The 14,285-nt window shown below is 65.9% G+C and carries 15 protein-coding genes; 9 read left to right on the top strand and 6 right to left on the bottom strand.

The features are described 5' to 3' along the window. Window positions 1–82: 82 nt before the first annotated feature. On the bottom strand, window positions 83–964 hold the full coding sequence (locus ACJ7Z0_RS15340; RefSeq protein ID WP_434790503.1) for an RNA polymerase sigma-70 factor: 882 nt from the start codon (window positions 962–964) through the stop codon (window positions 83–85). An 81-nt stretch (window positions 965–1,045) separates the two neighbouring features. Beyond that, the gene (locus ACJ7Z0_RS15345) at window positions 1,046–1,903 is read right to left on the bottom strand and encodes a ferritin family protein (protein ID WP_055807583.1); all 858 of its coding nucleotides are present in this window, start codon (window positions 1,901–1,903) and stop codon (window positions 1,046–1,048) included. Between the two features lie 129 nt (window positions 1,904–2,032). Here ACJ7Z0_RS15345 and ACJ7Z0_RS15350 point away from each other — a divergent pair, with 129 nt between their 5' ends. After that, on the top strand, window positions 2,033–2,671 hold the full coding sequence (locus ACJ7Z0_RS15350; protein WP_434790504.1) for a glutathione peroxidase: 639 nt from the start codon (window positions 2,033–2,035) through the stop codon (window positions 2,669–2,671). A 283-nt stretch (window positions 2,672–2,954) separates the two neighbouring features. Here the strand turns inward: ACJ7Z0_RS15350 and ACJ7Z0_RS15355 are convergent, their stop codons facing one another. Further along, window positions 2,955–3,566: a glutathione S-transferase N-terminal domain-containing protein gene (locus ACJ7Z0_RS15355; RefSeq protein ID WP_434790505.1), complete on the bottom strand. Its 612-nt coding sequence runs from the start codon at window positions 3,564–3,566 to the stop codon at window positions 2,955–2,957. Window positions 3,567–3,685: 119 nt separating this feature from the next. On the opposite strand from ACJ7Z0_RS15355, the gene purB reads away from it, so the two are divergent. The 4 genes from purB to ACJ7Z0_RS15375 all read left to right on the top strand — a co-directional run bounded on the left by purB (window position 3,686) and on the right by ACJ7Z0_RS15375 (window position 9,139). Next, a complete protein-coding gene (gene purB / locus ACJ7Z0_RS15360; RefSeq protein ID WP_431126457.1) occupies window positions 3,686–5,065 on the top strand; it encodes an adenylosuccinate lyase in 1,380 nt (459 codons plus the stop codon). A 130-nt stretch (window positions 5,066–5,195) separates the two neighbouring features. After that, window positions 5,196–6,329, top strand: a complete 1,134-nt coding sequence (locus tag ACJ7Z0_RS15365) for a PepSY-associated TM helix domain-containing protein (RefSeq protein WP_434790506.1) — start codon at window positions 5,196–5,198, stop codon at window positions 6,327–6,329. An 82-nt stretch (window positions 6,330–6,411) separates the two neighbouring features. Continuing rightward, on the top strand, window positions 6,412–8,544 hold the full coding sequence (locus tag ACJ7Z0_RS15370) for a TonB-dependent receptor family protein (protein WP_434792671.1): 2,133 nt from the start codon (window positions 6,412–6,414) through the stop codon (window positions 8,542–8,544). A gap of 34 nt (window positions 8,545–8,578) precedes the next feature. After that, on the top strand, window positions 8,579–9,139 hold the full coding sequence (locus tag ACJ7Z0_RS15375; protein WP_434790507.1) for a YaeQ family protein: 561 nt from the start codon (window positions 8,579–8,581) through the stop codon (window positions 9,137–9,139). Between the two features lie 4 nt (window positions 9,140–9,143). Here ACJ7Z0_RS15375 and ACJ7Z0_RS15380 read toward each other — a convergent pair whose 3' ends face one another. Next, window positions 9,144–9,449: a putative signal transducing protein gene (locus tag ACJ7Z0_RS15380; protein WP_431126453.1), complete on the bottom strand. Its 306-nt coding sequence runs from the start codon at window positions 9,447–9,449 to the stop codon at window positions 9,144–9,146. Between the two features lie 13 nt (window positions 9,450–9,462). Next, window positions 9,463–9,927, bottom strand: a complete 465-nt coding sequence (locus ACJ7Z0_RS15385) for a DUF3717 domain-containing protein (RefSeq protein WP_434790508.1) — start codon at window positions 9,925–9,927, stop codon at window positions 9,463–9,465. 482 nt (window positions 9,928–10,409) lie between these two features. On the opposite strand from ACJ7Z0_RS15385, the gene ACJ7Z0_RS15390 reads away from it, so the two are divergent. The 3 genes from ACJ7Z0_RS15390 to ACJ7Z0_RS15400 all read left to right on the top strand — a co-directional run bounded on the left by ACJ7Z0_RS15390 (window position 10,410) and on the right by ACJ7Z0_RS15400 (window position 12,139). Next, complete coding sequence (locus tag ACJ7Z0_RS15390; RefSeq protein WP_434790509.1) at window positions 10,410–11,156, top strand: TerC family protein; 747 nt, start codon at window positions 10,410–10,412, stop codon at window positions 11,154–11,156. Window positions 11,157–11,234: 78 nt separating this feature from the next. Beyond that, the gene (locus ACJ7Z0_RS15395; RefSeq protein WP_431126447.1) at window positions 11,235–11,699 is read left to right on the top strand and encodes a hypothetical protein; all 465 of its coding nucleotides are present in this window, start codon (window positions 11,235–11,237) and stop codon (window positions 11,697–11,699) included. An 86-nt stretch (window positions 11,700–11,785) separates the two neighbouring features. After that, entirely contained in the window at window positions 11,786–12,139 is a 354-nt protein-coding gene (locus ACJ7Z0_RS15400) for a phage holin family protein (protein ID WP_434790510.1), read from the top strand. A gap of 19 nt (window positions 12,140–12,158) precedes the next feature. On the opposite strand, the gene ACJ7Z0_RS15405 is transcribed toward ACJ7Z0_RS15400, so the two are convergent. Next, a complete protein-coding gene (locus ACJ7Z0_RS15405) occupies window positions 12,159–13,727 on the bottom strand; it encodes a M48 family metalloprotease (protein ID WP_434790511.1) in 1,569 nt (522 codons plus the stop codon). Between the two features lie 54 nt (window positions 13,728–13,781). Here ACJ7Z0_RS15405 and moaC point away from each other — a divergent pair, with 54 nt between their 5' ends. Next, window positions 13,782–14,264: a cyclic pyranopterin monophosphate synthase MoaC gene (gene moaC / locus ACJ7Z0_RS15410; RefSeq protein WP_093020637.1), complete on the top strand. Its 483-nt coding sequence runs from the start codon at window positions 13,782–13,784 to the stop codon at window positions 14,262–14,264. Window positions 14,265–14,285 lie beyond the last annotated feature (21 nt).

The following is a 14,285-nucleotide window of genomic DNA, read 5'->3' on the forward strand; positions in this document are numbered from 1 at the left end:
CTCCAGGTGGTTGAGATTGAAAAATCTGCTTGCTACCTGTTGAAGACGGGCCGGCCCCCGGCCCTGTGACACGCCGGGCGATTTATTTCGAAGAAAAGTGCTGGGCGATGCGCGCCAGCTTGTCGGGGTTGCGCTGTGCGCGGATGCGCACGATGCGCTCGCCCTCGATCTCGAAGGTCTGCGCCGATTCGAGCTGCCCGTCGACAAAGCGCAGCAGCCCGGGCTCGCCATTGATTTCCGCCAGCTCCATGCGCACCGCCGCGCCCAACCGGCGCCAGAGCGCGAAGTACAGCTGCGCCAGCCGCTGGCTGCCGCGCAGCACCTTGCTGAAGCTCTGCACCTTGCCGCCGCCGTCGCCGATGAGCTCGACGTCTTCCGCCATGAGCGCCTTCAGGTCATGCAGGCTGCCGCGCGCGGCCGCATCGGCAAAGGCGCGCAGCAGGCGCTGGTGGGTTTCGCGCGACACCTGATAGCGCGGGCGCGCCTCTTGCACCTGCGCCTTGGCGCGGTGCACCAGCTGCCGGCAGGCGGCTTCGCTTTTGCCGAGCGTGAGCGCCACCTCGTCGTAGTCGGCGTCGAACACCTCGCGCATCAGGAAGGCGGCACGCGCCTCGGGCGCCAGGCGCTCGAGCACGGCAAGGAACGCGACGGAGATGTTGTCGGCGCGCTCCAGCGATTCTTCCGGCGTGTCGGGCGATTCGGTCAGCGTGGGCTCGGGCATCCAGGCCCCGACGTAGTGCTCGCGCTGGACCTTGGCGGCGCGCAGCCGATCGATCGAAAGGCGCGTGACAACGGTGACCAGCCAGGCTTCGGCGCTGTCGAAACCGGCCTTGTCGGCCTCATGCCAGCGCAGCCAGGCATCCTGCACCACCTCTTCGGCCTCCGCAACGGAGCCGAGCATGCGGTAGGCGATGCCCTGAAGGCGTCGGCGGTGGCTATCGAAAGTGAGGGTGGCGTCGTCCATGTTCGGCTAGACGGCCGGCAACGCGTCTTTGTGACACCACTGCCCGCAATCCGGCCGAAATTATCGGGGAACGGCCCGCCGCTACGCGCCCTGGTATTCGGCCTTGGGGCCGATGGATGCGGCCAATTCCTTGCGGTAGCGGTTGAGCTCCTGCACGGTCTTGAAGCTGCGGTCCATCAAGAGGCTCAGGTTGTGCAGGATGCGCTCGCCGACCTTGCTTTCCCAGACGGCATCGAACTTGATCTGCTTGTCGAGCCAGTGCTCGAGCCAGTCCGGGTCGGGCATGCGGCTCTGGATGGTGTCGTTCGGGAACAGCGCCTTGTTGACGTGCAGGTTGGTCGGGTGCAGCGCCTGGGCGGTGCGGCGCGCGCTGGCCATCAGCACGCCGACCTTGGTAAACGCGGCCCGGGCCTCGTCGCCGAACTTTTCCATGGCGCGCTTCATGTAGCGCAGGTACGCGCCGCCGTGGCGGGCCTCGTCCTGGCTCAGCGTGGTGTAGATGTGCTTGATGACCGGCTCGGTGTGCCACTGGGCCGCGCGGCGGTACCAGTGGTTGAGGCGGATCTCGCCGCAGAAATGCAGCATGAGCGTTTCGAGCGGCGGCGCGGGGTCGAAGTCGAAGCGCACTTCGTGCAGCTCCTGCTCGGTAGGCGCATGCTGGGGGCTGAAGCGCTTGAGGTATTCCATCAGCACCAGCGAGTGCTTCTGCTCCTCGAAGAACCAGATCGACATGAAAGCCGAAAAGTCGCTATCGTGGCGGTTGTCGCGCAGGAACATCTCGGTGGCCGGCAGCGCCGCCCACTCGGTGATGGCGTTCATCTTGATGGTTTGCGCCTGTTCTTCAGACAGTAGCGAAGCATCGAACGACTGCCAGGGAATGTCCTTGTCCATGTCCCAGCGGACAGATTCGAGTTGTCTGAAGAGTTCCGGATAAAGCATCAAAATCTTTCTAAGGCCGCCGATTTTAGTCGGCCCGTTTGGCGCGTCGATGACAGACGCGCGATGATGCGAATACGTGCTTGCCTGGCGGCACGGATTCACACCCCCATTTTTGTATCAGGAGCCCCCATGCGAACCCCCTCCCGATTGTCGGCGCCCAGGCGCTGCACTCCGGCCGCCGCACTGGCAGCATGCCTGTTTGCCCTCGGGACGGCGGGTGCCCAGACCCCTTCCGCGGCCCCTGCTGCAGCGGCATCGGCCGCCCCTGCCGACGGCGTTGCCACCGCCTGTCCCGCAACCCTGCAACACACCTTCCCGCGGCTGCAGGACGAAAAACCCCAAGATTTGTGCCAGTACTCCGGAAAAGTGGTGCTGGTGGTGAATACCGCGAGCTTCTGCGGCTTTACCCCGCAATACAAGGGCCTGGAAGCGCTGGACAACAAATATCGCTCGCGCGGCCTGGTGGTGCTGGGCTTTCCCTCGAACGATTTCTCGCAGGAATCGGGCTCCAACAAGGAAATTGCTGATTTCTGCGAAAGCACCTTCGGCGTGAAGTTTCCGATGTTCGCCAAATCGTCGGTGCGCGGCGCCAGCGCCAACCCGCTGTTCAAGCAGCTGGCGCTGGCCTCCGGCACCACGCCGAAGTGGAACTTCTACAAATACCTGATCGGGCGGGACGGCAAGGTGGTCCAGGCCTGGTCGAGCATGACGGCACCGGACGAGGCGGCCTTCGTGAAGGTCATCGAGAGCCAGCTGGCCGCGCATTGACGCGCTGGGCGCAAACCAGTCGTCACAAACGTTTACCACTGGAGGGGGAACCGGGCTGGCACACTGTGCTCATATCGAGCGTGGGCAGCAAATGCCCTCCGGTTTCATGTTGCGAGGTCTTCTGGGCGTCTTGTCTGGTTGAAATCCCGAGGCGATTCTTCTCCTCCTCCCTCCCTCCCTCCTTCGCGTCGGGGCGCCTCGCAGCATTTTTGTATTTCCCTCCGGGGCGGGGCGCCGCAACACAGGCGCCCTGAAACGAAAAAGGCGCCAGAGGCGCCTTTTTTCATGGTTGGGTGTCGATGAAGCTGGGCCGAAGCAGCAGCTTGTCGTACAACTTTGCCAGGTTGGAGTGCTGGCTGCGCCAGTCGATCTCGGGGAAGCGGAGCCCGACCCAGCCCAGCGCACAGCCCACGGCGATATCGGACAGGCTCAGGTGGATGCCGCTGCAAAAGGGCTTGTCGTTCAGCCCCTTGGCCATAGCGGCGATGCCGCCTTCGACCTTGGCGCGCTGGCGTTCGATCCAGGCCGCGCTGCGCTCGCCGTCGCTGCGGCCGGTCCACGTGGCTTCCAGGCGCCAGAGCACGCCGGCGTCCATGACACCGTCGGCCAGTGCTTCCCAGGTCTTGACTTCGGCGCGCTCGCGGCCCTGCTGCGGAATGAGCTTGCCCACGGGCGACAGGGTGTCGAGGTATTCGACGATGACGCGCGAATCGAACATCGCGTCGCCGCCTTCCATGATGAGGCAGGGCACCTTCCCGAGCGGGTTGGAGTGGGCAATGGTGGTGTCGGCAGCCCAGACATCTTCGATCACGAACTGGTAGTCGAGCCGCTTTTCGGCCAGCACCACGCGCACCTTGCGCACATAAGGGCTGGCGGCCGATCCGATCAGTTTCATGAAAGCTCTCTCCCTAGGCTTTGATTTACGTTTATTCAACTTCATTTTAGGGGAACGCCAAAAGGGCGGCCTCGATCTGTCGCGAACGCACGTCGCCGCGGGCCGCCTAAAATTCGGGCATGAGCTTCTCCACCGTTTCCGCCCTCTCCCCACTTGACGGCCGCTATGCGGCCAAACTTGCGGCACTGCGCCCGCTGATGAGCGAACAGGGCTATATGCACCGGCGCGTGCAGGTCGAAGTGGCGTGGTTCATTGCGCTGTCCGACTGCGGCTTTGCCGAATTCAAGCCGCTCACGGGTGGCGCCCGCAAGTACCTGCTGGGCCTGGTGGCCCATTTCTCGGAGGCCGACGCACTGGCCATCAAGGAAATCGAGAAAACCACCAATCACGACGTGAAAGCCGTCGAATACTGGATCAAGTCCAAGTTCGACGCCCGGCCGGAGCTGCTGGCCGCCGCCGAATTCGTTCACTTTGCCTGCACCAGCGAAGACATCAACAACACCAGCCATGCGCTGCAGATCCAGGCCGCGCGCGAGAAAGTGGTGCTGCCGGCGATCGACGGGCTGATTGCCAAGCTGCGCGAGATGTCGCACCAGTTCGCCGGCGTGTCGATGCTGTCGCGCACCCACGGCCAGACCGCCAGCCCGACCACGGTCGGCAAGGAAATCGCCAACGTGGCGGTGCGGCTTTCCAAGGCGCGCGCGCAGATTGCCTCGGTGCAGCTGCTCGGCAAGATGAACGGCGCCGTGGGCAACTACAACGCCCACCTGGCAGCCTGGCCCGATTTCGACTGGGAGGCGTTCAGCCGCAAGGTCATCGAAACGCCCGCGCCGCTCGGCCTGGGCCTGGCCTTCCAGCCCTACAGCATCCAGATCGAGCCGCACGACTACATGGCCGAGCTGTTCGACGCCGTGGCGCGCACCAACACCATCCTGATCGACTTCTCTCGCGACATCTGGGGCTACGTGAGCCTGGGCTACTTCAAGCAGCGGCTCAAGAAGGGCGAGATCGGCTCCTCGACGATGCCGCACAAGGTCAACCCCATCGACTTCGAGAACGCCGAAGGCAACCTGGGCCTCGCCAACGCGGTGCTGCGCCACCTGAGCGAGAAGCTGCCGATCAGCCGCTGGCAGCGCGACCTGACCGACAGCACGGTGCTGCGCAACATCGGCGTGGCCTTCGGCTATGCCACGCTGGCCTACGCGAGCCTGGCCACGGGCCTGGGCAAGCTGGAGCTCAACGAGGAGGCGCTGGCCGAAGACCTCGACGCTTCGTGGGAAGTGCTGGCCGAACCGATCCAGACCGTGATGCGCCGCTTTGGGGTGCAGGGCGCCTACGAGCAGCTCAAGGAAGTGACGCGCGGCAAGACGGTGACGGCCGAGGCGCTGCACGGACTGATCCGCTCGCTCGACATTCCCCAGGCGGAAAAAGAGCGGCTCCTCGCCATGACGCCCGCGAGCTACGTGGGCAAGGCTGCGGAGCTCGCCAGTAGAATCTGAGGCTTCCCGCACCGACGCTCCGGCCGCCTGAAGGCGGCTGCCTGCGTCGCTTCACGCCCCTCTTCAGCCAACGCGCCCTTCGCGGTGCGCCAGCCAACAACCTGACGGGGCTTCAAAGCCCCTGTTGTTCATGCTGCGCGCCCCCCTCCGACGCCTCTGGCTCAAGGTTCACCGCTGGATCGGCCTCTCGCTCGGGCCGGTACTTGCCCTCACGGCGCTGCTCGGCGCGGTGCTGGTGGTGGCCTTGCCGATCGACCGCTATGCGCATCCCGAGCTCTTCGTGGCCCGGAACACGGCCGTTGCGGCGCCCGCATTGCCGCTCGAGCCACTGCGCCAACGCATCGTGGCCGAGTTCGGGCCTGACGCCACCCTCACACTGCGACCGCCGCGCACTCCCGGCGAGACGCTCTGGGTGTATGTGCGCGGGCCTTGGGACGGCACGCTCTATCTCGATCCCGCCACCGGCGCGGAGCAAGGCCGGCGCGGGTCGCATGAGGGCGCCTACAACCTGCTTTTCGAGCTGCACAGCAGCCTGCTGCTGGAAGACACCGGCAAGGGCATCCTGGCCTTCGTGGCGCTGGCCTACCTGTGCCTGCTGGTCACCGGCGTGGTGCTCTGGTGGCCCACGCGCTGGCCGCCTTCGCTACGGATTGCGCTCGACCGCGGCCTGCTGCGCGGGCTGTTCGACCTGCACCGCACCGGCGGCGCCGTGCTCGGGCTCTTGATTGCGGTGTCGGTCTTCACGGGTGCCTACATGGCATGGCGGCCGCTCGGCAACTTCATTTCGGCCGCCATGGGCCAGGAGCCGATCAAGCCGCCCACGGTTCCCAAGGGCACGGCCGCAGGGCCCCGGCTTTCGCTCGACGAATTGGTCGCCCGCGCGCAGAACGTGTTCCCGGGCCAGCCGATCGGCTACGTGCAGGTGCCCGCCAGGCCGAACCGCCCGATGCGGGTGCGCTTCCGTCTGGCCGACGATCCGCATCCGAACGGCATCAGCTCGGTGTGGCTGCATCCGCTGACCGGCGAGGTGCTGGCGGTGCGCCGCTGGCAGGACCTCGACCCCGGCAACGGCGCGGTGGTGGTGATCTATCCGCTGCACACCGGCGTGCTGGGCGGGCCGGTGCACCAGGCATTCGTCGCGCTGCTTGGCCTGGCACTCGCCGGCCTGGGCCTGAGCGGCGTCTGGCTCTGGTGGCGACGCCGCGCCGTGGCCGCCGCGGCCCGCGGCACCGCGCTTTCGAACAACAACCGCACGACGTCCTGAACGGGACGTCTGCTGCGGTCGATTTTTTATTGATATCCGAGGAGAACCCGTGTTCAAGCAGAAGAAATGCGCCGCCCTGGTCATGGCGCTGTTCCCCATCAGTTTCCAGAGCTTTGCCGCCGAAGCCGAGCCGGCGACCGATGGCACGAAGTCGCTGGAGGCCGTGACCGTCACGGGCGACTGGCTCGGCACGCCCAGTGAAACCAAGGTGCTCGAGCACCCCGGCGCGCGCAGCATCGTCGAGCGCAAGCAGATCCAGGAGAGCGGCTCGAGCAGCGTGCGCGACGTGCTGCGCCAGGTTCCCGGCGTGCAGGTGCAGGAGAGCAACGGCACGGGCGGCAGCGACATCTCGCTCAACGTGGGCGTGCGTGGCCTCACCTCGCGCCTGTCGCCGCGCTCGACCATCCTGCTGGACGGCGTGCCGCTGGCCTATGCGCCCTATGGGCAGCCGCAGCTCTCGCTCGCACCCGTGTCGCTCGGCAACCTGGAGGCGGTCGACGTGGTGCGCGGCGCGGGCTCGGTGCGCTATGGCCCCCAGAACGTGGGCGGCATCATCAACTTCGTGACGCGGGCGATTCCGAAGCAGTTCGCGGGCGAAGTGGGCGTGGGCGTGGAAAGCGCGAGCCACGGCGGCGGCATCAAGACCACGCCCACCCTCTTCATGGGCGGCACCAACGAGAACGGCCTCGGGCTTGCGCTGCTGTATTCGGGCACGCACGGCGACGGCTTTCGCCGGAGCAACGACCACACCAGCATCGACGACCTGATGCTGAAGGGCGCCTATCGCCTCTCGAGCACGGACGACATCGCCGTTTCGCTGCACCACTTCGAAGGCAAGGGCCGCATGCCCGGCGGCTTGACGACTGCGCAATTTGCCGCGGACCCGTTCCAGTCCGACCGCCCTTTCGACGAATTCTCCGGGCGCCGGACCGACGGCTCGATCAAGTACACGCACAACGACGGCGTGAACAAGTTCGAAATGCTGAGCTACTACACCGACTCGTTCCGCAGCAGCTACCTCGAGCAGGAAGGCACGGGCGCCAATGCCGGCCGGCGGCGCCTGACCAGCGCACCGCGCAACTACAAGACCTACGCTTTCGAGCCCCGCTACTCGCGCTTGATCGATTCGGGCAGCGTGGTGCAGGAGATCAGCGTCGGAGCCCGCTATCTCAAGGAAGAGGCCTCCGAGGTGGCGACGCGCAGCACCTACTACCGGCCGCGCCCGGGCTTCGATGCATTCACGCTCGCGCAGCCTGCGTACCAGTCGAGCAAAGGCGGCACGACCGCGCACGCGTTCTATATTGATGACCGGATCGACTTTGGCAACTGGACCATCACGCCCGGCGTGCGCTACGAGTCGATCCGCTCGCACAACGACGTCTACACCCTGGCCAACAACCGGGTCACGGGCGCGAACTTTCCGAAGATCGACTCCAACGAGGTGCTGCCGACGCTGTCGGTGCTCTACCGCATGAACGAGCGCTGGTCGGTGTTCGCGAATGCCGGCGTGTCTTTCGGCCCGCAGCAGTACGCCCAGCTTGCGCAGTCCACCACCGGCCTGCACCCCGAGAAGGCCAAGACCTATGAAATCGGCACGCACTACAAGGGCGAGGCCTGGAGCGGCGAGCTGACCCTGTTCAACATCGATTTCGACAAGGAACTACTGCTCGCGCGTTCCATCACCGGCGACGTCGGCCAATGGACCGACCTGGGCGCCACGCGGCACCGCGGCGTGGAGTCGGCCCTGCGCTACGACCTTGGCACGCTGAGCGAATCGCTCAAGGGCGTGTCGGTGTCCGCGACGTACACCTACACCCAGGCCATCGCCAAGGCCGGGGCTTTTGCCGGCCGCGACCTGCCGTTCTACTCGCGCCAGGTGGCGACGCTCGGCGCGCGCTACGAGCGCGGGCCGTGGACCTTCAATGCCGACGTATACGCGCAATCGAAGCAGCGTTCGCCGGGGTCGCCCGACGACGGCGCAAACTACGTGACGATGGAAGACTCGACCGGCCGCCTGGGCAACATTCCGGGCTACGCCACCATGAACCTGCGCGCCGCATACGACTTCGGCCCGTCGATGAGCAACCTGAAGCTGGCCGTCGGCGTCAAGAACCTGTTCGACCGCCGCTACTACAACCGCTCGGTCGACAACAACGGCGGCAAGTACGTGGGCCAGCCGCGCACCGTGTACCTGCAGGCGTCGGTGGCGTTCTGATGAAGCCCATGGGGGCGCATACACTCGCGCACCCATGGCCCTCAAATCCACCATCTTCAAGGCCGCCCTCGCGGTGGCCGACATCGACCACGGCTACTACGCCGACCATGCGCTGACACTGGCGCGCCACCCGAGCGAGACCGACGAGCGGATGATCATCCGGCTCGTCGCGCTCGCGCTCAATGCGCACAAGCTGCAGGACGTGTGCCAGGGCGACGGCACGCTGGCCTTTGGCGCCGGCTTGTCGAACGTCGACGAGCCCGACGTGTGGCTGCGCGATTTCACCGGCGAGACCAAGCTGTGGATCGAGGTCGGCCAGCCGGAAGACAAGCCCATCATCAAGGCCTGCGGCAAGTCGGACGAAGTGATCGTCTACTGCTTCAACCACGCGGCCGAGATCTGGTGGCGCGGCATCGAGACCAAGCTCACGCGGCCGCAGAACCTGCAGGTGTACCGCGTGCCGACCGAGGCCTCGCAGGCGCTGGCCGCACTGGCGCAGCGCAGCATGCAGCTGCAGGCGACGATCCAGGAAAACACGCTGACGCTGGGCGACGGCACCCACAGCATCGACGTCGAACTGCTGCGGTGGAAGTAGCGCCTTAAACAGGCGGCATCATCGCGCCGCAGTGCCAGCACTGCTCGAAGCCGCCTTCGATCCGCTCGCCGCACACGCATTGCCAGTTGCGCTGAGGCCTGTGCTGCGCCGCATGCAGCACTTGCTGCGCGCGCTCGAACTGAGCTTCGTCGTCGATCCAGATTTCAGGCAGGCATTGGTCTGGCGGCAGCTGGCCCATCACGGCGCCGAGAAATTCACGCTGCACCGTCGCTTGGACGCCCTCCTCTTGCAACGCGTGCACCCACAAGGTCGCAATCGCGAGATTGGGTGCTTGGGCGAGGCGGCGCATTCGGCGGCCCCTTTCAGGGCGTGTCGTCGGGGCCGAGGGGCTCGGCCGGGTCGTCGGGCCATTGCGGCGGCTCGGCCTCGCGCGCGCGCTCGGCGTACTTGTTGAAGCGCCAGGCCGTGTCTTCCATGGTGATGCGGCGCCAGGTCACGCGCTTTTCCGCCGGCGACATGGCGGGCCAATGCTGCACCTCGTCGAAGCTGCGGCCGCAGCCCTTGCACTCGTCGTCGCCCTGGCTGGTGGAGCAGATTGCTATGCAGGGGGTGTCGGGCGTGCTGTGATACCAGTCGAGCCAAGCGGCCCAGGCATCGGGGGGAAATCCGAACTCGTCGACCTCGTCTTCGTGGTGGAACACCATGAGCGCGTAGACCTCGGCAAGCGCGCGCAATTCGGGCGCCAGGGTAACGCCGTCGGGCGAGGGACTCTTCTCGCGCCAATGATTGATGGCGGCCTCGATGTCGATGATGTGAATGGCGGCCATGGAGAGAGAAAAAACAGCGAGCGGCGATCATAGTCCGGCAATGCCCCGCGGCCGCTGAAGGTTATAGGCGCTACAAAATTCATAGCTTCATGCCCTTTTGAACCAGGCTCTTCAAGGCATTGCTTTTGCAGCATCGGAAATTTCAGGTTGCCAGAACACCGGTCAGGATGCTCTAATTCGCCCCACGAAGGGGAGTAGCTCCCAACTGCCGCACAACGGCGGGAATCGACTGGTCGTCAATACGAAGCACAACACTTCCGGCCTGTCGGGCAACACGTGCCCCCGGGCATGCGCTGTCGAGCAAGACCTTCGATTTGAACCTGCGCAGGTTTGGTCGAAGCGTTCCAGAATCCCCGGTCATTCGCCCGGTCTTCGCCATCGCTTCGACATTCCTGCACGGGATGGATCGAAATGCAACGCATGCGCCGGACTGTCGCCATCCAACCCAGGATGGACGGACCGCGCGAAGACAAGAGGAACCTATGGAACAGTTCATGACCCCGGAATTCTGGGTCGCGGTCGGTCAGATCATCATGATCGACATCCTGCTCGGCGGCGACAACGCCGTCGTCATCGCCCTGGCGTGCCGCAAGCTCCCGCCTGCGCAACGCACCAAGGGCATCCTGTGGGGCACGGCCGGCGCCATCGTGCTGCGGGTGATATTGATCTTCTTCGCGCTCACCCTCCTGGCCATTCCGTTCCTCAAGCTGGTCGGGGCCGCGCTCCTGGTGTGGATCGGCATCAAGCTGCTGGCACCCGACCATGACGACGCGCACGGCAACATCCAGAGCAGCGACAAGCTGTGGGCCGCCGTCAAGACCGTGATCGTGGCCGACCTGGTGATGAGCGTGGACAACGTGATCGCCATTGCAGGCGCCGCTCAGGGCGCCGGCCAGAGCCACCAGATGCCGCTCGTGATCTTCGGCCTGCTGGTGAGCATCCCGATCATCGTCTGGGGCAGCCAGCTGGTCATCAAGCTGATGGACCGTTTCCCGATCATCATCACGCTGGGTGGCATGCTGCTGGGCTGGATCGCAGGCACGATGGCGGTGTCCGATCCCGCGCTGTCGAACACCGCGGCCTGGACATGGGTGCCGAAGGTGCCGCAGACCGACATGGTCAGGTATGCAGCCGGCATCGCCGGTGCGCTGCTGGTGCTGGTCATCGGCAAGTGGGTGGCAGTGCGCCAGGCGCGCCAAAAGCCCGCCGAGGCCGTCACGTCGAGCTGAACGCCGGCAGGCGCCGGCAAAAATGCCCTTCCCCTTTCGGCCAGTCTCTGCCACTCTAGCTACCTGAAGGAGCGCACCGTGGAAACGATCATTCTCTATGTCGACGACGCCGGCTATGCCTGCGAGCAGTTCGCCGAACTGACTCCCGACGCCAACAGCGTCGTGGCTCGTCATTGGGTGCTCGTGGCCTGCGCACCGCGCATGACGCATCGCATCAGCAAATGGGTGAGCCACAGCGCACGAGAGAACTGGCGCGCCAAGTGGTTCAGCAAGGTGCAGGCGCAGCTGCTGCCAGTGCTCGAACGCAATGGCGGACAGGTGACACCGGTGCTTGCCAAGGGCCCGCTGGCCGATCTCACGCAGCAGCTGAAGCGCGAGCATGCAGCCACCCACGTGGTCGATGCGCGCCGCCCCAAGATCGGTGTCGACCTGGAACCGGTCACGCCCGACCAGACGCCGCCGCGTCAATCGGGCTGGGCCTTTCCGGGTGCCGTGATGGGCATGGGCGCCCTGCTGGTGCTCGCGAACGAACTGGCCGAATAAACACACACTGCTTCACGACGAGCCCCGGTGCGGCAACGCGCCGGGGCTCTCGTTTTTTTGCGGGCCGGTGGGGTATCCTGCGGCGCATGCGCATCATCCTCAAATGGCTGCTCAGCGCCGTCGCGCTGCTGGCGGTGGCCTATCTCTACAACGGTGTCCAGGTCAACAGCTTCGGCTCCGCGCTGATTGCCGCGGCGGTCATCGGCTTGCTCAACATGGTCGTGCGGCCGGTGCTGGTGGTGCTTACGCTGCCGGTCACCATCGTCACGCTGGGGCTGTTCCTGTTCGTGATCAATGCACTGCTGTTCTGGGCCGCGTCGGGCCTGCTCACGGGCTTCCAGGTCAGCGGCTTCGTGGCTGCGCTGATCGGCTCGCTGATCTATTCGCTGCTGGGCTTGATCATCGAAGCCGCGCTGGGCGGGCTTCTGTCCAGGCGCTGAGCCGCCGGCCCGTTCGTCGTCATTGCCTGAGCGGCGGCTCTTCGGCCTGCCGCTTCACCAATGCTTCGACGTCCCGCGCGCGGGTGTCGATGATCGACGCCTCGTAGTGGTCGATGGGCGCGCCGGGCTTGCGCACCAGTTCCTGCGCGGCCTTGAAGCGGTCGCGCGCGGCGGGGTAGTCGAGGATGGCCACGTTGGCTTCGGCATCGGCACGCACCGCGCGCAGCGTGTCGTTCTGCGCGCCATACAGATTGGCCAGCGCCCGCCAGGCGGTGGCATCGCGCGGATGGGTGGCGACCCAATCGCGCAGCACCGGCACCATGGGCGCGGGCTGGCGCGTGGCCACGGCCGTGTCGGCGGCCAGTAGCATCTCGGGCCGCTCCTTGGACTTCGCATCCAGCAAAGCCGCGGCCTTGGAAGCGCCGCCGCCGGCGAGTTCGATTTCGGCCATGAGCCAGCGCGCCAGCCTGGCGGCCGACGGGTCTTCCGCGGTGCGTGCCGTCAGCCGCTCGGCCAGGGCGCGCGCCGCCTTGAAATCGCGCAGATCCTTGGCCGACAGCGCCGCTGCGTAGAGCGTGCCGGCCTGCTGGGCCGGACCGCTCCTGGCGAACTCGCCGCTGGAAGCCGCTTCGACCCCGAGCCGCAGCACGTCGACACCCGGCCGCGTGAGCACGCGCGCACGCGCGGCAATCATGGCGTGGTCCATGGCCAGCGGCATGGCCGGCGCGGCATCGAGGCGGAACTGGAACCGGCCCTGCATGTCGGAAATGCGCTCTGACGTGAGCGGATGGCTGCGCAGGTAGGGATAGGAGCCGTTGTCGTTGAGGCGCGAGGCGTACTGCAGCTTTTCGAACATGGCGGCCGCGCCCTGCGGCGCAAAGCCGGCCTGCGTCATCACGCCGAAGCCCACACGGTCGGCCTCGCGCTCCATGTCGCGCGAAAAGCTCAGCTGGTTCTGCATGAAGAGCGCCTGGCTGCCCATGATTACGGCCTGCCCCGCATCGGCGTTGCGGCTCTTGCTGGCCGCGATCATGCCGAGGATCAGGCCGGCCAGCATCAAGGGCATCTGCTTGCCCTGCCGGCTCATGATGCGCGAGATGTGGCGCTGCGTGACGTGCGACAGCTCGTGGCCGAGCACCGTTGCCAGTTCGTCGCGGCTGCCTACGGTGGCAATCAAGCCCATGTTCAGGCCCAGGTATCCGCCGGGCAGTGCAAAGGCGTTGACGTTGCGGTCGCGCCCCAGCAGGATGGTCCACGCAAAGCGCTCGTCCAGCTCGGGCGTGAGTTCGCCGCGCTGACGTGCGGCGGCCAGGAGCCGCTGCCAGATATCCTGCACGTAGGCGGCGATGACGGGGTCGTCGATGTAGTCGGTATCGCGATAGAGCTCGCGCGCGATCTGGTCGCCCAGATTGCGCTCGGCGCTGGCGGTCATCTCGCCGCCGTCGCCCAGGCCTGGCAGCGCTTGCAGTTGCGCGCGGGCGGGTACCGGCAGCAGGATCTGGGACGCTATGAGAACCGTAGCGCACAGTGCCCGCAATGCGGGCACGGCAGAATTTTTTTTCGTGTCAGAAGGAGTCAAGCGCGGCATTCCTCGTCCATGGCTCGGGCTCGTATGATGCACCTCCACACCGATCGTTCACACATGAGTTCCCTCACCCATTTTGACGCTCAGGGCCAGGCCCACATGGTCGACGTTGCGGCCAAGCCCGCCACCCATCGCGTGGCCGTGGCCACCGGCCGCATCGAGATGCAGCCCGCGACGCTGGCGCTGATCGAATCGGGAACCGCAAAGAAGGGCGACGTGCTCGGCATCGCCCGCATCGCGGGCATCCAGGCGGCCAAGAAAACCAGCGACCTGATTCCGCTGTGCCACCCGCTGGCGCTCACGCGCGTGGCACTGGCCTTTGCGCTGGCCGAAAAAGGCAATGCACCGCAAGTGGTCTGCACCGCGACGGTCGAGACCGTGGGCCCCACAGGCGTCGAGATGGAAGCGCTGACCGCGGTACAGGTCGCGCTGCTCACCATCTACGACATGTGCAAGGCCGTGGACCGCGGGATGCGGATCACCGATGTGCATGTGCTGGAAAAGCATGGCGGCAAGTCGGGCAGCTACGTGGCGGAGTAAAGGCGGGGTCGAGCCAGGCTG

Source organism: Variovorax palleresanus, from assembly GCF_051144945.1.
Classification (GTDB): Bacteria; Pseudomonadota; Gammaproteobacteria; order Burkholderiales; family Burkholderiaceae_C; genus Variovorax; species Variovorax paradoxus_S.